Origin of the sequence: Clostridium sp. AF32-12BH, from assembly GCF_003477935.1 — a bacterium.
GTDB lineage: Bacteria > Bacillota > Clostridia > Lachnospirales > Lachnospiraceae > Brotaphodocola.
This window is the reverse complement of record NZ_QUEH01000003.1, coordinates 179,742-200,654: the sequence shown is the minus strand read 5'-3', so window position 1 is coordinate 200,654 and position 20,913 is coordinate 179,742. Positions and strand designations below refer to the sequence as shown.

The following is a 20,913-nucleotide window of genomic DNA, read 5'->3' as shown; positions in this document are numbered from 1 at the left end:
AAACAATTCGTACAACTTCGGAAAAGTGCTGGACTTGCATGGGATTATCGTTTATGATTATAGTATTCGCAGCCCGTTTTTTCGTTTGTCAGACTTGCTGCGGTATCCCATGATGGGACAGGAGGTTGTTGTTGTATGCACGAATCAGGGGAGAACTATCTGGAAACAATACTGATGATCAAAGAAAAAAAAGGAGTTGTGCGTTCCATTGACGTGGCACGTGCGCTGAATTTTAGTAAGCCGAGTGTCAGCAGGGCCATGGGACTTTTACGTGACCAGGGTTTCATTTCCATGGAGCAGGGTGGTGACATCCAGCTTACCGAGGAAGGGCTTGTCAAGGCAAAGTCTATTTACGCACGCCATTTGCTCCTCACTGCATTCCTGCAGGAGGTAACGGGTGTTTCTGAGGAAATGGCAGAGGAGAATGCCTGCCGCATGGAGCACATCCTGGATCAGGAAGTGGTTGACGGCATCAGTGCTTATATGGAAAAAAGAAAATAAAGGTTACCGGTCACATATGTATAACCAGTAACCAGCAATAACATGATATGCCGGGCACAACCTGCCCGGCATATTGACATTCTGGACATTTTGTGACAGAATGGGAAACGATAGCGATAGCAGCTGCTAACAGCTGCTTGACAGAGCATAAAGAAAAGAAGGGATCATCATGACAAAGATTGATATTATTTCCGGCTTTTTAGGCGCAGGAAAAACAACATTTATTAAGAAGCTTTTACAGGAGGCCATCAAGGGTGAGCAGGTTGTCCTGATCGAGAACGAGTTTGGTCAGATCGGCATTGACGGCGGATTCTTAAAAGATTCCGGCATCGAGATCCGTGAGATGAACTCCGGCTGTATCTGCTGCTCTCTGGTAGGAGATTTCGGAAAATCCCTGGAAGAGGTACTGACCAAGTACAAACCAGAGCGTGTTATCATCGAGCCGTCAGGTGTTGGCAAGCTTTCTGACGTTATGAACGCAGTGCGCGATGTGGCAAAGAACCTGGATGTAAAACTGAACAGTGCAGTAACCATCGTAGATGCAACCAAGTGCAAAATGTATATGAAGAACTTTGGTGAGTTCTTCAACAACCAGATCGAAAATGCAGGAACCATCGTTATGAGCCGTACCGATGTGGCAGATTCCAAGAAGGTTTTAGCCGATGTTGATCTGCTTCGCGAGCACAATAAGGATGCAAGCATCGTGACCACTCCGATCGACCAGCTGACCGGTGCACAGCTTTTAGAGCTGATTGAAAAGCCGGACACCATGATGGAAGAACTGCTGGCCCAGGTAAAGGAGGAGCACGCACACCACCATCACCACGAGCATGGCGAGCACTGCGGCTGTGGCTGCGAGGATCATGACCACGATCATGAGCACCATCATCACGACCATGACGAGGAGTGCGGCTGTGAGGACCATGATCACGATCATGAGCATCATCATCACGACCATGATAAGGAGTGCGGCTGTGAGGACCATGACCACGATCATGAGCACCATCATCACGACCATGACGAGGAGTGCGGCTGTGAGGACCATGACCACGATCATGAGCATCATCATCACGACCATGATGAGAAATGCGGATGCGGCTGCCATGACCACGACCATCACCATCATCATCATGCAGACGAGGTATTCAGCAGCTGGGGGCTTGAGACCATCGATGCCTGCAGCAAGGAAAATCTGACTGCAATTCTGGAAGAACTGGCTTACGGCAATGAATACGGTGATGTTCTCCGTGCAAAAGGCATGCTTCCGAGCGAGAAGGAAGGCGAGTGGTACTATTTTGATATGGTGCCGGAGCAGTATGAGATCCGCACCGGAGCACCGGATTATACCGGTAAGGTATGTGTCATCGGTGCCAACTTAAAGGAAGACGAATTAAAGAAAGCATTTGGAAGAAACTAATTGCCCAAATAGATCAGAAGAAGGCGCTGAATGCATCAGCGCTTTCTTAAAAAGAAAAAAGGACAGGTACAAAATATGGGACCAATGATTGACGATGAAGTAACGCCGGTATTCTTGATCAATGGATTTTTGGAAGCCGGAAAAACCGAGTTTTTGTCCTTCACAATGGAACAGGATTATTTCCAGACAGAGGGAAAGACCCTTTTGATCGTTTGTGAGGAAGGCGACACGGAATACGATGATGCCCTTTTAAAAGATACAAAGACTTCCGTTGTATATGTAGACAGTTTAGACCAGATCACACCAGAGCAGTTAACCGATCTGGAACTTTTGCATCAGCCGGAGCGTGTGCTGATCGAGTGGAATGGCATGTGGAATCAGGATGATTTAAAGCTCCCGAAAGACTGGACCATTTATCAGCAGATCACCATCATCGATATGTCTACGTTCGATTTGTATGTGAAGAATATGAAGTCTCTGTTAAATGCGATGGTGAAAAATTCTGAACTTATCATCTGTAATCGCTGCGACGGCATTGATGATCTGGAACGTTATAAGCGCATGCTCAAATCCATGAACACCAAGTGTGAAATTGTTTTTGAGGATGAAAATGGCGAGATCGATGAGATTTCGGAAGAAGATCTTCCGTATGATATGAAGGCTGATGTCATCAAGATCAGTCCGGAGGCTTATGGCATCTGGTATATTGACTGTATGGACAAGCCAGAACGTTATAAGGGCAAAGTTGTGGAATTTACTGCTATGGTCATGAAATCTCCGAATTTCCCGAAGAACTATTTTGTGCCGGGACGTATGGCTATGACCTGCTGTGCAGAGGATATGACATTTCTGGGTTACATCTGCAAGTCCAAGGAAGCCAGAAACCTGGAAACCAGACAATGGGTCACTGTACGGGCCAGAGTTGAGATTGAGTACTGGCAGGATTATAATGGCGAGGGACCGGTGCTTTATGCAGAGGAAGTTGTTCCGGCACAGCCGATCAAAGATGTAGTACAATTTGGATAACCATGATGACCAGGACAGCGACTAAAACCTCAAAGTCTTTTATTGCTGCAAAAAAGAAGAATAGGGATGGGCAAAAAAATTAAGATCAGAAGAGTAAGCTCCTAGAGCATAGGCATTACCGTGTTTGTGGCGGCTCTGTTTCTGATTATTTCCATGATCAGTGAGCGGGAGTTTTTGATTCTGCATGACACGACGGAATCGTATATCCAATGTGAGCGGGCAGCAAAGCAGCTGCAGGATGATTCCGATTACCTGACGGAGCAGGTTCGGCTTTATGCCATGACCGGTCAGCGCACCTATATGGAATTGCCCTGATTCTGGTAGATGTAGATACCTTTAAATCGGTGAATGATACTTATGGGCATGCAACAGGGGATGAAATCCTGAAAAAGGTAGCAGACACCCTGCAGAAAGCATTTCGAAGCATTGATTATGTATGCAGGATCGGCGGGGATGAGTTTGCAATTGTCATGGTGGAAATGACCAGCGATTTAAACTATACGATCGAAGACAAGATTGCCGCTGCAAATGAACGTTTTGCTTCTGGAGCAGATGGTCTGCCGGCGGTATCGTTAAGCGTCGGAGCAGCTTTTTCAGACCAGGAGAATCCATTTTTAAAGATGCCGATCAGGCTCTTTACTATGTGAAAGAACATGGCAGGAGCGGATGCAAGATATATGGGTCATAAAAGTATGGACGATAACAGATAACGGATTTAAAAAACGGAGTTTTGCGGTTTTGCAAAACTCCGTTTTTCATCGTGTGCGCCTGGCGGAGCACGTTTCCAATTTGAAATGGTTGTTCATGTTGCTGGGCATGCATGCGTGAACAGTAACAAATATTTTTTGGATCAGATATCAGATTACTCGATGGTAGTTCCGGCCTTACCGTTTACGGCTTCTTCCGCTTTTGCCATGGTTGTGATGATGGCACTGCGGCCCTTTCCGGACTTGATGAAAGAAACAGCAGCATCAATCTTAGGAAGCATGGAAGTTTCACCGAACTGACCTTCAGCAGCATATTTCTCTGCTTCTTCCACAGTCAGGTGGGAGAGCGGGGCCTCTTCCGCTTTTCCATAGTTTAAGCTTACCTGTGCAACATCGGTCAGGATCATGAGAACATCGGCATCGATCTCTTTTGCGAGGAGTCCGCTGACGGAATCTTTTTCGATGACAGCACTGGCACCGCGCAGTTCACTGCCCTGTTCCAGAACCGGAATACCGCCACCGCCGCAGGAAATGACGATCTGATCAGCATCCATTAAGGTGCGGATGGTATCGATCTCGACAATACCAACTGGTTTGGGTGCAGATACGATACGCTGCCAGCCCTTGCCTGGAATTTCGGTAACATAATTGCCTTTTGCCTCTTCCGCATCGGCCTCTTCTCTGGTCATATAACGACCTACCTTCTTGATTGGATTGTAGAAGGATTCATCGTAAGGGTCAACCATAACCTGGGTAAGTACGGTGGATACCGGCTTATAGATACCACGTTTTAACAGCGTGGAACGAATCCCATTCTGAAGGTCGTAGCCGATGTAGCCCTGGCTCATGGCAGAGCAGACAGACATGGGAGCAGGAGTATAACCTTCTCCTTCATGGTTAAAACAAAGCTCATTCATAGCGGTGTGGATCATGCCTACCTGAGGTGCATTGCTGTGAACGACAGCGACTTGCCAGCCATTCTGGATGAAATCCGCAATTAATTTTGCGGTGGAAGCTACTGCTTTTTTCTGCTCCGGGAGATTGGTACCAAGAGCGTCGTGACCAAGCGCAATAACAATTCTTTTCTTTGCCATATGATTGAACCCTTTCTGTATGTAGTTTTTTATTTAGGTAGTCCCTGTTTGGATTCATTATAGTGTTTCTGCTTGAAAATTGCAACCGGTTTGTGGTATAGTGAAATAGTTATAGGAAAAAGGATGACATTGTTGAAAAATTAGTCCGTGGATGCGCCATTGGTGCCTTACGGATACGCAATGCAATGAAATATGTATAAGAAAACACGGAAGAAACGATTGAAAATGGAAGCGTTCCAGACTGCATGTTTGCTGCTTGGACCGCTTGTCTTTTATGAACTGTGTACAGAGGCAGCCATGGCAGGCTGTTCTTTGTTTGCGGAACATGCGAAAAATGCACAGATCCGTTCCCTGCTGTCAGGATCGGAAGCCGGTCTTGTGGTGACTGGGGCAGGTGCGCTTCTGGCATTTCCCGTTTTGTTCTCCGTATACCGGAATCTGACAAAAATGCAGATTCTGGCACAAAACGCAGGAATGCTGCAGCTGCAGAAATCAACGCAGAGAACAGCGGGTGAAACACTGCAGAAAACAGAAAAAAACAGGTCTGACGGGAGAAATCGCTTTATGGAAGGCTGTTTTTTTGCTGCACTGACCGGGATTGGGGCATGTCTGTGCCTGAATATGGTGCTGCAGGTACTTTTTGCACCGTCAACAGGCTGGAGCCGTGTGCAGGAAACCATATACCGCACACCAGGTGCGCTCCGGATCCTGATCACGGTGGTGCTTACGCCATTGACGGAAGAACTGATATTTCGGGGGTTTATCCATAAGGGACTGTGCATGTATATGGGGACGCGCCTGTCCGTGATTTTTTGTGCCTTGCTGTTTGGACTGTATCATGGAAATCTCGGTCAGGGAGTGTATGCTTTTTTGCTGGGTATTTGCCTGGAACTGGTGACGGTCTGGAGCGGCAGGCTGGCTCCGGCGGTATTTCTGCATGCAGGAGCAAATATGGCTGCAGCGGCATTTTCCGTGGCAGCCGCTTATGTAAGGCAGGCATCCAAAATTCCATCGTTTCCGGACGGGCTTTCTTTTGGAAATCTGCCGGTCCTGCAGACCCAGACAGCGGTAATTTTGGCAGCAGCTGGCTTTTTGGTGGCTGTCACATCGTTATATAAAACCAAGGAGGTTTTTGAAAAAGTATGAAATTATTATCGATAGCAATTCCATGTTACAATTCTGAAGGCTATATGAGAAACTGTATCGAGTCTTTGCTTCCGGGCGGAGAGGAGGTAGAAATTCTGATCGTGGACGACGGCTCCACGAAGGACAATACGGCTCAGATCGCAGACGAGTACGAGGCACGTTACCCTGGTATCTGCAAGGCCATCCACCAGGAAAACGGAGGTCACGGTGAGGCAGTCAATGCCGGTCTTAGGGCAGCGACCGGTGTCTATTTTAAAGTGGTAGACAGCGATGACTGGGTCAATGAGGAGGCATATAAAGAAGTTCTGCAGACGCTTAGAAGCTTTGTCATGGGCAACCAGACCCTGGATATGCTTATCACTAACTTTGTCTATGAGAAGCAGGGGGCAAAGCACAAACGGGTCATGCAGTACCGTACGGCACTTCCAAAGCGTCAGCTTTGCACCTGGAAAGATGTAAAGGTATTTATGCTGGGTCAGTATATTCTGATGCATTCGGTCATTTACCGTACGCAGATGTTAAAGGAGTGTGGCCTGGAACTGCCGAAGCACACCTTCTATGTCGATAATATTTTCGTATTCCAGCCGCTTCCGTATGTAAAGACATTTTATTATCTGGATGTAAACTTTTACCGGTATTTCATCGGAAGACAGGACCAGTCAGTCAACGAGCAGGTCATGATCGGGCGTATCGACCAGCAGCTTTTGGTAACCCGTCTGATGCTGGGGTATTACCATGATGCGAAGATCACAAATTACAAGCTGCGTCATTATATGGTGCGCTACCTCGAGATCATGATGACGATCTGCTCCATTCTTGCCATTAAGTCTGGAACCGATGAAAATATGGAGAAGAAAAAACAGCTTTGGAAGGATTTGAAGGAGCAGGATTTTGCCCTTTATATGCGCCTGCGCTGGGGCTTCTTAGGTCAGAGCATGAATCTGCCTGGAAAGAGCGGACGCACCGTATCCATTGCCGGTTATAAGATCAGCCAGAAATTCTTCGGATTTAACTAAATCCCGTGGCTGGGCACGCATGTGCGAACAGGAACGAAACTTTTATAAAGTTTAGGAAAAATTTAGAATTGACGATAGTTTTAAAATAGTGTATCATTATCTCGTTCATACTTTACTGAGAAAAAGTAATAATGAAAGATACCGGTACACGTGTTTGTATCTGTTTCTTACTTGAAACAGGGTGGTTTCAAAAGAGAAATGAAGGTCCGTCCCTGAATGGGATGGACCTTTTTTTTCTGTAAAACCAGAGTGCGCATATCGCGTATCTGAAGGTGATCTGATTTCTGAATGTACGGGGCGACTGCCGACAGCAGGTCTTATGCATTTGGTGTCTGAAAATCAAAATCTGTAACTGGGAAGCTCTATACGGAACAGTTACCAAAACTCTTAATACATAGGGTGTCTGCCGACAGCAGGTTCTTTGTATGCCAAAAATTCCAAAACAAAACAGGTAGTATCAAAACAGGTATCGTGACTGTGTCTGTACTTGTATGCAGGACAGTTACCATTTATCACAAGGGAAAGGGGTTAAAAGGTATATGAAAACCTACAAAAAACTCATGAATGCCCTCGCAGGACTGGAAAAACTGGTGCTGGAAATCGCAACCGTGCTCATTCTTGTTCTGACCGTGGGAAATGTATTTTCACGAAAAGTCATTCATCAGTCCTGGTCTTTTACCGAGGAACTGGTTGTTGCAGTTTTTGTACTGATCACGCTGCTTGCAGCAGCACTGGCATGCCGTGACGGCGAACTGGTCAATTTAACACTTCTGACTGACCGTCTTCCGGCACAGGCAAGAAAGGGATTTCTGCTTCTGAGCACGATCCTTTCTGTAGCCTTCACCGCAGTTTTATTCAAGTATGGTCTGGATAAGGTCATCACCCAGATGCAGAACGGCAAGCGCACGTTTGTGCTGAACTGGCCGGAGTGGATCTTCTGGTCCTTCGTGCCGATCGGCGCAGCCTGCATGATCCTGCATTTTATCGAATTTTATCTGGACAGCTGTGGAAAGGAGGGCGATGACAAATGATCAGTGCGGTACTGTTTATCTCATTTTTCATTTTCCTGATCATGGGTATCCCGATCGGAATCTGCCTCGGACTTTCCTCCGTTTGTGCGATCCTGTATTCCGGGACATCCTTAACGATCGTTGCAACCAACATGTATTCCGGTATCAGCAAGTTTTTGCTGCTTGCCATTCCGTTCTTTGTACTGTCCGGTAACATTATGGCGAAGGCAGGCATTTCCAAACGTCTGATCAAATTCGTGAATACCTGTGTCGGACACAGAAGAGGCGGTATCGCGATCGTGTGCGTTATCGTAGCCTGCTTCTTCGGTGCGATCTCCGGTTCTGGCCCGGCAACCGTGGCTGCACTGGGCGCCGTGCTGATCCCGGCTATGATCGAGCAGGGCGGCTTCTCCGCTCCGTTCTCCGCGGCTCTTATGGCAACCGCCAGCTCCATCGCGATCGTCATTCCACCGAGTATCGCATTCGTGGTATATGCATCCATCACCGGCGTTTCCATCGCAGATATGTTTACTGCAGGTATCGTTCCGGGTATCTTAATGGGTGTGGCTCTGGTCATCGTGGTTATGATCGAGGCGCGCAAAAATAACATTCAGTCCAGCCAGAAACGTGCAAGCGGCAAGGAACGCTGGGAAGCATTTAAGGATGCATTCTGGGGTCTGCTGATGCCGGTCATCATCCTGGGGGGGATTTACGGCGGTATCTTTACTCCGACTGAGGCAGCAGCCGTTTCTGTTGTATACGGTCTGTTTGTTGGTATTTTCATTTATAAAGAAGTTACCTTTAAGGATTTAAGAGGACTTTTGGTAGAATCCGGAAAGACCACCGGCGGCATCATGCTGATCGTAGCCAGTGCGTCTCTGTTCTCTTTTGTATGTACCAAGTTTGGTATCGCACAGGCGGCATCCGACCTGCTTGGAAGCATTGCACACAACCAGTTCACCTTCCTTCTGATCGTGAACGTGATCTTCCTGATCGCAGGCTGCTTCATCGATGCAAACTCTGCGATGTACATCTTCATTCCGATCATGCTGCCGGTATGTAAGGCACTCGGATACGATGTCGTTGCCTTTGGTATCGTTGCAACCGTAAACCTGGCGATCGGACAGGTAACCCCGCCGGTTGGCGTAAACTTATTTGTTGCAATCTCTGTCAAGCTGAAAAAGGGTATGGAGGTCGATATTCCGAAGATTTCCCGTGCGGTTATGCCGATGATCGGCGCATCCGTGATTGTCCTGCTTCTGATCACCTATGTGCCGGTTGTGTCCACCTTCCTGCCGAAGGCACTGGCCGGGGATTCCTACAGCGGGGCAGTTACTGCTTTGGCAGATAGTGATCAGAGCACAGCAGCAGATGGTGGAAGCGCAGACTTTGACACCATTGGCGATTACAGTGACTTAGACTGGAAAGAGCAGACCTGGAACTTTACCTGTTCTACCACCGAGACCAGTACCTGGGCTGAGGGCGGACGGAAGTTCGGCGAACTCATGGAAAAGGCAACCGGAGGCAAGGTAAAGGTCAATGTTTACGCAGCTGACCAGCTGACCAACGGAAACCAGTCCGAGGGTATCCAGGCACTGATGAACGGAGATCCGGTTCAGATTTCCATGCACAGCAACTTGATCTACTCTGCATTTGACCCGCGCTTTAACGTGGTATCCCTGCCGTATCTGTTTGGCTCTGTCGAAGAGGCAGATGCGATGTTAGACGGCAAGGCCGGTGATATGTTAAAAGACATCTTAAGCGAGTATGGCCTGCACTGCATGGGTATTGCAGAGAACGGCTTCCGCCAGCTGACCAACAGCGTCCGCGAGATCAGATCCGTGGATGATATGAAAAACTTAAAGGTCCGTGTTGCAGGAAGCAACCTGCTGATGGAGTGTTACAAGAGATGGGGCGCAGATGCCACCAATATGAACTGGTCCGAGACCTACACGGCCCTGCAGCAGAAGACCGTAGAGGGCCAGGAGAACCCGCTTCCGGCAATCGACGCAGCAAGCGTACAGGAAGTACAGCCGTATTGCTCCTTATGGAACGCAAACTACGACTGCCTGTTCTTCTGCATCAACCAGAAGATTTATGATGCTCTGACACCGGAGCAGCAGGCTGTGGTCGATGAGGCAGGCCAGAAAGCGGTTGATTATGAGCGTTACATCAACCGTGCCGGTGATGAGGAGATCATGGACCGCTGGCAGAACACCAACGGCGTTACCATTACCAAATACGAGGATATGGATGTAGATTCCTTCAAAAATGCTGTTTCCGGCGTAGCTGAGTGGTATCAGAAAGAGCTGGAGAATCAGGGCTACAAAGATGCAGCAGACCTGATCGCAGTCTTTACCGAGAAATCAGACAGCAGCATCGGTGCGGATTCCGTAGAGGATCACAGTAATCTTGGATGGAAAGAGCAGACCTGGAACTTTACCTGTTCCACCACCGAGACCAGTACCTGGGCCGAGGGCGGACGCAAGTTCGGCGAGCTCGTTGAAAAAGCAACCGGCGGAAAGATCAAGGTGAATGTATACGCGGCAGACCAGCTGACCAACGGAAACCAGTCTGAGGGGATCCAGGCTTTGATCGATGGGGATCCGGTTCAGATTTCCATGCACAGCAACCTGATTTACTCTGCGTTTGACCCGCGCTTTAACGTGGTGTCCCTTCCATATCTGTTTGATTCCGTTGAGGATGCAGACGCCATGCTGGACGGTGAGGCCGGTGAGATGTTAAAAGACATTTTAAGCGAGTATGGCCTGCACTGCATGGGCATCGCGGAGAATGGTTTCCGTGAACTGACTAACAGTGTCCGCGAGATCAAGTCCGTGGATGACATGAAGAACTTAAAAATCCGTGTAGCAGGAAGCAACCTGCTGATGGAGTGCTACAAGAGATGGGGCGCAGACGCCACCAATATGAACTGGTCCGAGACCTACACGGCCCTGCAGCAGAAGACCGTAGAAGGTCAGGAGAATCCGCTTCCTGCAATCGACGCAGCAAGTGTACAGGAAGTACAGCCGTATTGTTCCTTATGGAACGCAAACTACGACTGCCTGTTCTTCTGCATCAACCAGGAAATCTACGACAAGCTGACTCCGGAGCAGCAGGCTGTCATCGACGAGTGTGGCGCTTTAGCTACCCGCTACGAGCGTGAGATCAACCGCGCCGGAGACGAAGAGATCATGAGCCGCTGGAGCAGCAAAAACGGTGTGACCATCACCCCGTATGCAGATCTGGATATCGATTCCTTCAAAAATGCAGTAGACGGAATCGACAACTGGTTCATCAGTGAGCTGAAGGCACAAAATTATAATGATGCCGAGGCACTGGTAGCAGCATTCCGCAAATAAAAAATAAACAATATTGCACAGTAACGAACGAGGGGCGAAAGTTCCCGCAGCCGCCATGTATGGCGGCTGTGGAAACTTTCGCCCCTTTGATTTACTGTGCGATATTGTTTAGTTGGCTCTGCGATTGCCTGCGCCAGAAATCTGTGCTATGATGGATGATAAGGATTACAACAGAGCTGTTTGGGAGGAACGATATGAGAAAGTGAAGAAAATTTGTGGTGGCGGGCAGTATGGTAGCTCTTACAGCTGTGCTTTCTGCCTGCGGCGCAAAAACAAAAAATACAAAAAGCAGCAGTATTCTGGATCCGGACAATCCGGTTTCCCTGACTGTCTGGCATTATTACAATGGAGCACAGCAGGCGGCGTTTGATGAGCTGGTTTCTGAGTTTAACGGAACGACAGGAAAGGATCTTGGCATTTATGTCGAGGGATATAGCCAGGGCTCAATTTCAGATCTGGAAAAGGCGGTATCGGATGCGGTGAACGGAACTGTGGGCGCAGAGCCGCTTCCGGATATTTTTTCTACCTATGCGGATACAGCATATGCTGTTCAGCAAAAAGACATGCTAATCTTCGCTTTGTGTGTGAGTCGGCTTATCTTCCGGTCCGCAAGGAAGCGAATTCCATGGATGCGTTGGATGAGGTGGTAAAACAGCAGGAACTCCAAGGGAGGATGCGGTGGCACCTTACGTGACAGAAGAAGCATTTGAAAGCTGGTATGACGATTTTTGCGCACAGCTTCAGAAAAAATCAAGCTTGGGTACTGGGCGGAGCCGTTTATCCTCGAAGACCATAAAATGGATGACCACCGCATGATTACCTATTCGCTGCCTCTGATCCATAATGGTGTGGTATATGGGATCCTTGGCACGGAGGTTTCGACCAGTTATCTCATCAACTCCTATTTTGATGTTCGTGAGCGGAACCGGGACCAGAACATTCTTACATGAGCTGGCACAGCAGTTTACTTCCCTGACAAAAAATGATCTGGAATTGCGTTTCCATGCCGGAGCATATTTTGGAACCCGCACGGATCTTTTGTTAAAACGTGTAAAACGGGCTGCTGCGCAGGCTGAGCTTCAGGATACGCTTCTGTGGTTCTGGACAGAAGCGGCACGTGATACCGGAAAAGAAAAGAAACTGGGGCGGATTGTATCGGCTGGCTATGTAGAACAGATGGGACTTGCATCACTTGCGCTCAATCTTTTTGACCGGAGCAGCTCGCTTGCTGCCGCACTGGATCTGCTGGCACTGCGCTTGGAACATCATTTTGGATTAAGCAATCTGTTTTTGACGACTTTTCATGCGGATTTTCAGGTGAACAGTCTGGATTATCAGTGGAAGAAACTTGCAGAGGAAGAAGAAACACAGATTGACCGCAGTGCCATCAAACAGCAGGGAACGGGTCTGGGACTGGCCATCAGCAACCAGCTGGTACGAATGATGGGAAGCAGTATTGCATTGGAGAGTGAAATTGGAAAAGGAAGTACCTTCAGCTTTCGGATAGTTTTGGAACTCGCCAGTCCGAAAGAAAAACAAGAAGAAAAAGCAGCCATCTCACTGGAACATTATGCAGGAATGCGCATCCTTGTGGCGGAGGATAATGAGCTCAACATGGAAATCATACGCTGCATTTTGGAAGATCTGGGATTTCAGGTGGATGAAGCAGAAAATGGAAAAACTGAAGGAGACGTTACAGCGGATTCTTGGGTGACAGAAAACAGGTGCAATGCGGAAAACAAAGATATCAAAACATAAGGATGTAGAAAATACAAGGACATAGAAAATACAAGGACATAGAAGACAACTATGATACAGGAACTAAACGTAAAGGGTATCAATCAGACAATCCGGATTCTCGTCATCCGATCCGCACGTAAGAGCCTTGGGCTGGAGGTGCGTGACCAGAATACGGTTTTTGCCCGGATACCTGCCCGTCTTTTAGATCGGGAACTGAAACAGTTTGTGGAGGCACACCGGGAATGGATTCTGGAAAAAACAAAACTCACGGCACAGCGGGAAGAAAACAGGAAGAAGACGCCGGCTCCTCCGCTGGAATCTCTGTCAAAAACAGACCGGATGAAAATTCAGCTGAAAATCGGAAAACGGGTGCGGCACTACTGCGAGGTTATGGGAGTGACAGTAGGCTGGGTTACCGTTAAAAATCAGAAAACGCGCTGGGGCAGCTGCAGTGCCAAAGGCAACGTGAATTTTAACTATCAGCTCGCATTTATGCCGGAAGAATTACTGGATTACGTGGTGATCCATGAACTGGCACACCGGAGGCATATGGACCACTCCAGGGAATTCTGGGCGGAAGTGGAAAAGTACTGCCCGGATTACAAAAAACGAAGAGAAGAACTAAAGAATTATTGCATAGAAGGATAGACATATCCCATTGCGGGCATGTATGCATAAACAGCAACAAAAAGTACAGGAGTTATAAAATATGGATTATTTATTTGCGCCGATGGAGGGAATTACCGGTTATGTGTTCCGGAATGCCCATCACCGGCACTTTCATGGGATCAGACAATATTACACCCCGTTTCTCTCTCCGAATCAGACGAGAAAACTGACACCACGGGAACTGAACGATGTGCTTCCTGCGCATAATGAAGGGGTACCGGTTATTCCGCAGATTCTGACCAATAAGTCGGATGACTTTTTATGGGCAGCCGGACGTTTGCAGGAATTTGGCTACCGCGAGGTGAATCTGAATCTAGGATGTCCTTCCGGGACTGTTGTGGCAAAAAAACGCGGTTCCGGATTTTTGGAATATCCCATGGAACTGGACGAATTTTTATACAAGATTTGCGAGGGCATGGCGAAAATGGGAATGGAGCTGTCAATCAAGACACGGATTGGAAAAAATACTCCGGACGAGTGGGAGGAACTGCTTGCAATCTACAACCGGTATTCCCTGAAAAATCTGATCATTCATCCGCGGGTACAGAAAGATTATTATAAGAATCATCCACATAGGGAAGTATTTGAGATGGCGCTGAAAAAAAGCAAAAACCAGGTATTTTATAATGGAGACCTGTTTGATTGCGCAGAAATTAAAACATTTCAGGAACGTTATCCGACGGTCTCTGGCATCATGCTCGGGAGGGGATTATTAACAAATCCGGCGCTGGCGGAAGATGCAATGCAGATCTGCAATCAGAAAGAAACAGGAAGTATGGCAGAAAACGGAGAGACTGCTCTTACCATAGAGCGGATTCGGGCATTTCACGAGGATGTATTGGAAGGTTACCGGAAGGCAATACCTGGAGATAAAAATGTTCTTTTTAAGATGAAAGAATTGTGGACCTATCTGGGAGAAGCATTTGCGGACAGCGCAAAACCTGTGAAAAAAATCCGCAAAGCCCAGCGTATGGAAGAATACAAAAGTGCAGTGGAGAATCTTTTATCGGGAAATTCGCTTTGCGATATGCCGAAATTTCCGGGATGGAATCCGTGATTATGGAAATTACTGATCTGGAAAGCGAAAAATCCGGAAAATTTGGGAAATCCGGTTGCCGGACACGTGCACATGGCGCAAAGGCAGATGGTTGCAGAAATGGATCATTACAGGAATGGAGGATGGGAAATGGCAGTCAATGTTGTTGCGGTGGACAATGCGCCGGATCTTCTGGAAAAGATGGAGCGTATTTTTCAAAATATGGAGGATGTCAATCTGCTTGGCACCTTTGAAGAAGCGGTGGCTGTGGTAGAGTTTGTGAAAGAAAACCCGGTGGATATGGTATTTACGGATATTGTGATGCCGGATATCAGCGGGATCAGTCTGGCATCGGAGCTTCAAAAATTAAAAAATACTCCGGCAGTGGTGCTGATGTCCAGCATTCCGGGCTTTTCTCTGGAAGCATGGAAAATCCGGGCATTTGGCTTTATCGAAAAGCCTTATACAACCCATGATGTTGTGAAGATGGTAGAACGCTTCCAGAAAGAAAATGTTCGTTGACGCAATTTTTAAGCCGCATTATAATAAAACCAATCGAAAACAGGAGGAGACAGACAATGCGAGGTATTTCTATTTCAGATTCTATTTTATATGTTGGAGCCGATGACAAAACACTGGATATTTTTGAGAGCCAGTATCCGATCCCAAACGGAGTCAGCTACAACTCTTATGTGCTCATGGACGAAAAAGTAACCGTTATGGATACCGTAGATAAGCGCGCTACTGATGTGTGGTTCGCAAACCTTGCCGCAGTGCTGGGTGACCGGAAACCGGCTTATCTGGTGGTATCCCACATGGAGCCGGATCATGCCGCAAATATCAAAAACTTTGCAGACCGTTATCCGGAAGCAAAAATCGTAGGGAATGCAAAAACCTTTGCCATGATGGACCAGTTCTTTGAGATGGATCTGACAGACCGCAAGGTTGTGGTAAAAGAGGGAGAAACCTTAAGCCTTGGTGCACATACCCTGCAGTTTTTCATGGCGCCGATGGTACACTGGCCGGAGGTTATGGTAACGTATGAGCAGAGTGAAAAAATCCTGTTCTCTGCAGATGGCTTTGGAAAGTTTGGTGCACTGGATACCGAGGAAGAATGGGCAGAAGAGGCAGCACGCTATTTTCTGAATATTGTAGGAAAATATGGCGTGCAGGTTCAGGGACTGTTAAAGAAAGCATCCGGTCTGGATATTCAGATGATCTGCCCGCTGCATGGTCCGATCTTAAAAGAAAATCTTGGCTATTACATTGAGAAATACCAGACCTGGAGCACTTACCAGCCGGAAAAACATGGCGTTATGGTTGCCTATGCTTCCATTCATGGCAACACGGCACAGGCAGCACAGGAAATGGCAGAACTGCTTCGTGCAAACGGGGAAGAAGTGGAAGTCTTTGATCTGTCCCGCACCGATGTTTCCCTGGCTGTGCGCAAGGCCTTTTACTACGACCGTCTTGTACTGGCAGCAGCAACCTACGACGGAGGCATATTCCCGTGCATGGAAGAGTTCCTGCTTCACTTAAAATCCAAAAACTTCCAGAAGCGTACCGTCGGACTCATCGAAAACGGTTCCTGGGCACCATTGGCAGCAAAGATCATGCGCGGCATCTTAGAACCGATGAAAGACATCCACGTTCTGGAGCAGGTGGTAACCATCAAATCTGCGGTGCATGAAGATACCAGAGAAGCAATGAAAGCGATGGCAGATGCGCTGAAATAGAGAAACGGTTAAGCTCCAAAAAAGAATCTTCTATGGTGAGGGGAATGAAAGCATTTCCCTAAGCAGTATCAGTGGTATGAAATTGGAAATGAAATCCAGAAAAAGTAAAAAATGAAAATTGAGGAAAACAGCCTGTGATTTGAAAAAATCGCAGGCTGTTTTTGCAAGGGATCGATCATATGCAGAAGTACTTGACAATACTGCAATATGTGGTAATATAAACATATGAATAGTTGTTCATTTAATAAAAGAAACGGAGGAATGCTATGACCGAGGCGGAGAAAATTCAGATCGAGCAGGAAGTGGAAGAGGGCTCCTGCGAATTCATGCATGTCCATGAGGAAATCGTAAAAAAAGTAGAAGGTGTTATGCCGGATGAGCAGCAGCTTCTGGATCTGTCGGAATTCTTCAAAGTGTTTGGGGATTCCACCCGGATCAAGATTTTGTATGTTCTCAGTCAGTCGGAAATGTGTGTCTGTGACATTGCAACACTTTTGCAGATGGGGCAGTCGGCAATTTCCCATCAGCTGCGCGTATTAAAGCAGATGCGTCTGGTATCGTTCCGACGCGATGGAAAAACCGTATTTTATAAACTGGCAGATGCCCATATCCAGGCAATCCTGGCTCAGGGTATGGAACATATCAGCGAGTAGAGCGGCTTTGGAAAAGGGATAATTCAAAAACACGGCAGCGAAAAGAAGAAAAAGAAAACAATAATAAAAGAAAAAATAAAAAGGAGATTTTATCATGAAGAAGATCATCAAATTAGAAGGTTTATGCTGTGCAAACTGTGCTGCAAAAATTGAGGAAGGTGTCAAAAAATTAGATGGTGTGAACAGCGCAAGTTTAAGTTTTATGACCCAGCGTCTCATTATGGAAGTAGAAGATGGAAAAGAAGACGAGCTGGTGGAAGCAGCAAGAGCTGTAGCTGCTAAGGTCGAGCCGGAGGCAGAGTTTAAAGTGCTTCGTTAATGGAAAGGAACTTGTATGACAAAAAAACAGAAAAAAATGGTGATCCGCCTTGTGACCAGTGCTATTTTCTTTGTGATTGCCATGAGTGTGGAGAAAAAGGTTTCCTGGGCCTGGATCCTGTTTGTACTATCGTATCTTGCCGCAGGCTATGACATTCCGCTGCGTGCCTGCAGAAACTTAAAAAATGGCCAGGTGTTCGATGAGAATTTCCTAATGACAGTTGCGACCTTTGGTGCTTTTGCGATTGGTTCTCTTGAAGAGGCGGTTGCAGTTATGCTGTTTTACCAGGTTGGCGAACTCTTCAACGATTATGCGGTAAACAAATCCAGAAAATCCATCACCGACCTGATGGATATCAATCCGGAGTATGCCAATCTGTTAAGAGACGGAGCAGAAGAGCAGGTCGATCCTTACGAGGTAGAAATTGGTGACACCATCATCATCCGTCCGGGGGAAAAGGTACCACTTGATGGCATTGTCCTGGAAGGAACTTCCACACTGGATACCAAGGCGCTGACTGGAGAGTCCATGCCGGCAGAGGTGGAAGCAGGACAGAATATTGTGAGTGGTTCGATCAACTTAACCGGTGTTTTGAAAGTACAGACGACAAAACTGTTCGATGATTCAACCGTAGCAAAGATTCTGGAACTGGTGGAGAATGCAAGCTCCAGAAAGGCAAAGGCAGAGGCATTTATTACCCGTTTTGCTCGTGCATACACACCGGCTGTTGTAATTTTAGCAGCTCTCCTGGCTGTAGTTCCGCCGCTCGTTCTTGGCGGCAGCTGGAGTACCTGGGTTTACCGTGCCTGCAGTTTCCTGGTTGTTTCCTGCCCGTGTGCACTGGTGATTTCCGTTCCGTTAAGCTTTTTTGGCGGTCTTGGTGCAGCATCCAGACAGGGCATTCTTATGAAGGGAAGCAACTATCTGGAGGCGATGGGCAGCCTGGATACAGCAGTCTTTGATAAGACAGGTACCCTGACAACCGGCCGATTCGAAGTGACTGACGTTGCGCCGGTGCATGGCAGCAGGGAAGAACTTCTGGAACTGGCAGCACTTGGGGAGTATCATTCCAACCACCCGATTGCCCTGTCAGTTAAGAATGCTTATGGAAAAGAGGTTGATACCAGCCGGATTGGTGATGTAGAAGAAATTTCCGGTCATGGCATTCATGCGCAGATCCAGATCGATGGAGCGTGGAAAGATCTGTACATTGGCAACCAGAAGCTGATGGACAGCCAGAATGTAAAAGTGGATACTCCGGCAGCTGTCCTTGGAACTACGCTTTATCTGGCAGAGAAGAGTACGTATTTAGGCTGTATCGTAATTTCCGACAGTGTGCGCCCGGATGTCCCGGCTATGCTGGCAGGACTGAAAAAGCAGGGTGTGGGCAAACTGGTCATGCTGACTGGTGACAAAGAAGAAGTTGGAAAGAAAGTGGCAGAGTCCATTGGGATTACCCACGTATATGGAAATCTTTTGCCAGGCGATAAAGTGGCAAAGGTGGAGCAGCTTCTGAAAGAAAAACCGGAAGGAAAGACACTGGCCTTTGTAGGAGACGGCATCAACGATGCTCCGGTTCTGGCCCGCGCGGATGTCGGCATTGCCATGGGCGGAATCGGTTCCGATGCAGCAGTAGAGGCAGCAGATGTGGTCATCATGGACGATGAACCGTCCAAGATCGTGGATGCGATCTGCATTGCCAGAAAAACCGTTGGAATCGTAAAGCAGAACATCATTTTTGCGATCGCGGTGAAGATTGCAGTCCTGATTCTGGTAGCGCTTGGTGTTGTTGGCATGTGGGCGGCAGTATTCGGCGATGTTGGTGTTTCGGTGCTGGCGATCCTCAATGCGATCCGGGCACTGGACTATAAAAAATAATGCTGTTTTTGACATGGAAATATGGAAAAGTTATACCTGATAAGCAAATTTGGCATAGCTTGCAGGAACGTTCCTGTGTTGACAAAAAAGAGGGAAGCTGTTATCATCAGTAACATGAAAATCCCTTTGTTGTTGGTGCAATGGGACGTAGCGAGACGAGGGCGTTTCAGAAAAGCCGTGAAAACGGTTTTCTTGACGCCCTCGTTTCTTTGATAGAATCATGTATATCATGGAAGGGAGATTGACATGAGCAGATATACAAAGAAAGACATTATCCGCATGGCGGAGGAAGAGGACGTAGAGTTCATCCGCCTTCAGTTTACAGATATTTTCGGAATGCTGAAAAATGTGGCAATCACGGCAAGTCAGCTGGAAAAAGCATTAAACAACCGCTGTATGTTTGACGGTTCTGCGATTGAGGGGTTTGTGAGAATCGAGGAATCCGATATGTACCTGTATCCGGACCTGGATACCTTTGCAATTTTTCCGTGGAGACCGCAGCAGGGGAAAGTAGCCCGCCTGATGTGCGATGTATACCGCCCAAACGGGGAACCGTTTGAGGGAGATCCGCGCTATGTGCTGAAGAAGGTATTAAAAGAGGCAGCAGACATGGGCTATGAGTTCCATGTAGGACCGGAGTGTGAATTCTTCTTATTCCATACCGATGAGGAGGGAAGACCAACCACCAATACCCATGAAAATGCCGGTTACTTTGATGTGGGACCGATCGATCTGGCAGAGAATGTCCGCCGGGACATTGTTTTGAATCTGGAGGATATGGATATCGAAGTGGAAGCGTCTCACCACGAGATTTCCCCGGCCCAGCATGAGATTGATCTGGAATATACCGAAGGTCTTGCGGCGGCAGACAATATCATGACCTTTAAGATGGCGGTCAAAACCATTGCCAAACGCCATGGACTTCACGCAACCTTTATGCCGAAGCCAAAGGCCGGGGTAAATGGTTCCGGCATGCATATTAACATGTCCCTGGGTGATGTACATGGAAATAATATGTTTGTGGATGAGAGCGACAGCCTTGGTTTAAGTAAAGTAGCTTATCAGTTTATGGCAGGAATCCTGGCTCATATCCGCGAGATTACGCTGCTTACCAATCCGCTTGTCAATTCCTATAAGCGCTTGGTTCCGGGATATGATGCTCCGGTCTGTGTTGCCTGGTCTTCTCTGGCAAACCGCAGTGCCCTGATCCGCATCCCAAGTTCCAAGGGCGACAGCACCCGGATTGAACTGCGCTGCCCGGATTCTGCCGTGAATCCATATCTTGCCCTGGCAGCTTGTCTTGCAGCAGGACTGGATGGAATCAAAAAAGAGATGACCCCGCCGCCGAGTGTAGACCGCAATGTATTTGCGTTGACGGATGAGGAAATCCGTGCACTTGGCATTTCCCAGCTTCCGCAGACACTGGGGGAAGCGATTGAAGCGTTTGAAGGCAGTACGTTTGTAAAAGAACTGCTTGGAGATCATATTTATAACAAATACCTCGAGGCAAAAAACACAGAGTGGAAAAAATTCCGTGCAGAAGTGACAGACTGGGAGGTCCAGGAATATTTGTATAAATTCTGATGATTTTCTGCTGTGGAAA

General features: G+C 47.5%; 21 protein-coding genes. 20 read left to right on the top strand and 1 reads right to left on the bottom strand.

What is annotated here, in order from left to right; genetic code table 11:
- Window positions 1-135: 135 nt before the first annotated feature.
- The 5 genes from DWZ40_RS04100 (at window position 136) to DWZ40_RS04080 (ending at window position 3,591) form a co-directional block, all read left to right on the top strand.
- Window positions 136-501: a metal-dependent transcriptional regulator gene (locus DWZ40_RS04100; protein ID WP_118541041.1), complete on the top strand. Its 366-nt coding sequence runs from the start codon at window positions 136-138 to the stop codon at window positions 499-501.
- Window positions 502-670: 169 nt separating this feature from the next.
- Complete coding sequence (locus DWZ40_RS04095; protein WP_118541039.1) at window positions 671-1,918, top strand: CobW family GTP-binding protein; 1,248 nt, start codon at window positions 671-673, stop codon at window positions 1,916-1,918.
- Between the two features lie 75 nt (window positions 1,919-1,993).
- On the top strand, window positions 1,994-2,944 hold the full coding sequence (locus tag DWZ40_RS04090; RefSeq protein ID WP_118541227.1) for a GTP-binding protein: 951 nt from the start codon (window positions 1,994-1,996) through the stop codon (window positions 2,942-2,944).
- A 126-nt stretch (window positions 2,945-3,070) separates the two neighbouring features.
- A complete protein-coding gene (locus tag DWZ40_RS04085; protein WP_147354129.1) occupies window positions 3,071-3,259 on the top strand; it encodes a hypothetical protein in 189 nt (62 codons plus the stop codon).
- Between the two features lie 29 nt (window positions 3,260-3,288).
- The gene (locus DWZ40_RS04080) at window positions 3,289-3,591 is read left to right on the top strand and encodes a GGDEF domain-containing protein (RefSeq protein ID WP_243035190.1); all 303 of its coding nucleotides are present in this window, start codon (window positions 3,289-3,291) and stop codon (window positions 3,589-3,591) included.
- A 215-nt stretch (window positions 3,592-3,806) separates the two neighbouring features.
- On the opposite strand, the gene arcC is transcribed toward DWZ40_RS04080, so the two are convergent.
- Window positions 3,807-4,745, bottom strand: coding sequence for a carbamate kinase (gene arcC / locus DWZ40_RS04075; RefSeq protein WP_118541035.1), 939 nt, complete (start codon window positions 4,743-4,745; stop codon window positions 3,807-3,809).
- Between the two features lie 192 nt (window positions 4,746-4,937).
- On the opposite strand from arcC, the gene DWZ40_RS04070 reads away from it, so the two are divergent.
- The 15 genes from DWZ40_RS04070 to glnA all read left to right on the top strand — a co-directional run bounded on the left by DWZ40_RS04070 (window position 4,938) and on the right by glnA (window position 20,894).
- Window positions 4,938-5,891, top strand: a complete 954-nt coding sequence (locus tag DWZ40_RS04070) for a CPBP family intramembrane glutamic endopeptidase (RefSeq protein ID WP_118541033.1) — start codon at window positions 4,938-4,940, stop codon at window positions 5,889-5,891.
- Complete coding sequence (locus DWZ40_RS04065; RefSeq protein ID WP_118541031.1) at window positions 5,888-6,907, top strand: glycosyltransferase family 2 protein; 1,020 nt, start codon at window positions 5,888-5,890, stop codon at window positions 6,905-6,907. Before DWZ40_RS04070 ends, DWZ40_RS04065 begins: the two co-directional genes overlap by 4 nt.
- A gap of 539 nt (window positions 6,908-7,446) precedes the next feature.
- Complete coding sequence (locus tag DWZ40_RS04060; RefSeq protein WP_118541029.1) at window positions 7,447-7,938, top strand: TRAP transporter small permease; 492 nt, start codon at window positions 7,447-7,449, stop codon at window positions 7,936-7,938.
- Window positions 7,935-11,279 (top strand): TRAP transporter large permease subunit, encoded by a 3,345-nt coding sequence (locus DWZ40_RS04055; protein WP_118541027.1) that lies wholly within the window; start codon window positions 7,935-7,937, stop codon window positions 11,277-11,279. Before DWZ40_RS04060 ends, DWZ40_RS04055 begins: the two co-directional genes overlap by 4 nt.
- 230 nt (window positions 11,280-11,509) lie before the next feature.
- Window positions 11,510-11,929 (top strand): hypothetical protein, encoded by a 420-nt coding sequence (locus DWZ40_RS19375; protein WP_182430554.1) that lies wholly within the window; start codon window positions 11,510-11,512, stop codon window positions 11,927-11,929.
- Window positions 11,930-12,007: 78 nt separating this feature from the next.
- Window positions 12,008-12,229 carry a hypothetical protein gene (locus DWZ40_RS19370; RefSeq protein ID WP_182430555.1) on the top strand — a complete coding sequence of 74 codons (222 nt, stop codon included), beginning with the start codon at window positions 12,008-12,010 and terminating at the stop codon, window positions 12,227-12,229.
- Window positions 12,195-13,037, top strand: a complete 843-nt coding sequence (locus DWZ40_RS04045) for an ATP-binding protein (RefSeq protein ID WP_182431609.1) — start codon at window positions 12,195-12,197, stop codon at window positions 13,035-13,037. The genes DWZ40_RS19370 and DWZ40_RS04045 overlap by 35 nt, the downstream gene beginning before the upstream one ends.
- Window positions 13,038-13,088: 51 nt before the next feature.
- Entirely contained in the window at window positions 13,089-13,667 is a 579-nt protein-coding gene (locus DWZ40_RS04040; protein WP_118541023.1) for a M48 family metallopeptidase, read from the top strand.
- 61 nt (window positions 13,668-13,728) lie between these two features.
- Entirely contained in the window at window positions 13,729-14,745 is a 1,017-nt protein-coding gene (locus tag DWZ40_RS04035; RefSeq protein WP_118541021.1) for a tRNA-dihydrouridine synthase family protein, read from the top strand.
- 129 nt (window positions 14,746-14,874) lie between these two features.
- A complete protein-coding gene (locus DWZ40_RS04030; protein WP_118541019.1) occupies window positions 14,875-15,246 on the top strand; it encodes a response regulator in 372 nt (123 codons plus the stop codon).
- A gap of 56 nt (window positions 15,247-15,302) precedes the next feature.
- The gene (locus tag DWZ40_RS04025) at window positions 15,303-16,460 is read left to right on the top strand and encodes an FprA family A-type flavoprotein (protein WP_118541017.1); all 1,158 of its coding nucleotides are present in this window, start codon (window positions 15,303-15,305) and stop codon (window positions 16,458-16,460) included.
- Window positions 16,461-16,726: 266 nt separating this feature from the next.
- The gene (locus DWZ40_RS04020) at window positions 16,727-17,113 is read left to right on the top strand and encodes a metalloregulator ArsR/SmtB family transcription factor (protein ID WP_118541015.1); all 387 of its coding nucleotides are present in this window, start codon (window positions 16,727-16,729) and stop codon (window positions 17,111-17,113) included.
- A 94-nt stretch (window positions 17,114-17,207) separates the two neighbouring features.
- Window positions 17,208-17,432, top strand: a complete 225-nt coding sequence (locus tag DWZ40_RS04015; RefSeq protein WP_118533398.1) for a cation transporter — start codon at window positions 17,208-17,210, stop codon at window positions 17,430-17,432.
- A 15-nt stretch (window positions 17,433-17,447) separates the two neighbouring features.
- Window positions 17,448-19,310 carry a heavy metal translocating P-type ATPase gene (locus tag DWZ40_RS04010; protein ID WP_118541013.1) on the top strand — a complete coding sequence of 621 codons (1,863 nt, stop codon included), beginning with the start codon at window positions 17,448-17,450 and terminating at the stop codon, window positions 19,308-19,310.
- A 246-nt stretch (window positions 19,311-19,556) separates the two neighbouring features.
- Window positions 19,557-20,894 (top strand): type I glutamate--ammonia ligase, encoded by a 1,338-nt coding sequence (glnA, locus tag DWZ40_RS04005; RefSeq protein ID WP_118541011.1) that lies wholly within the window; start codon window positions 19,557-19,559, stop codon window positions 20,892-20,894.
- Window positions 20,895-20,913: the final 19 nt, after the last annotated feature.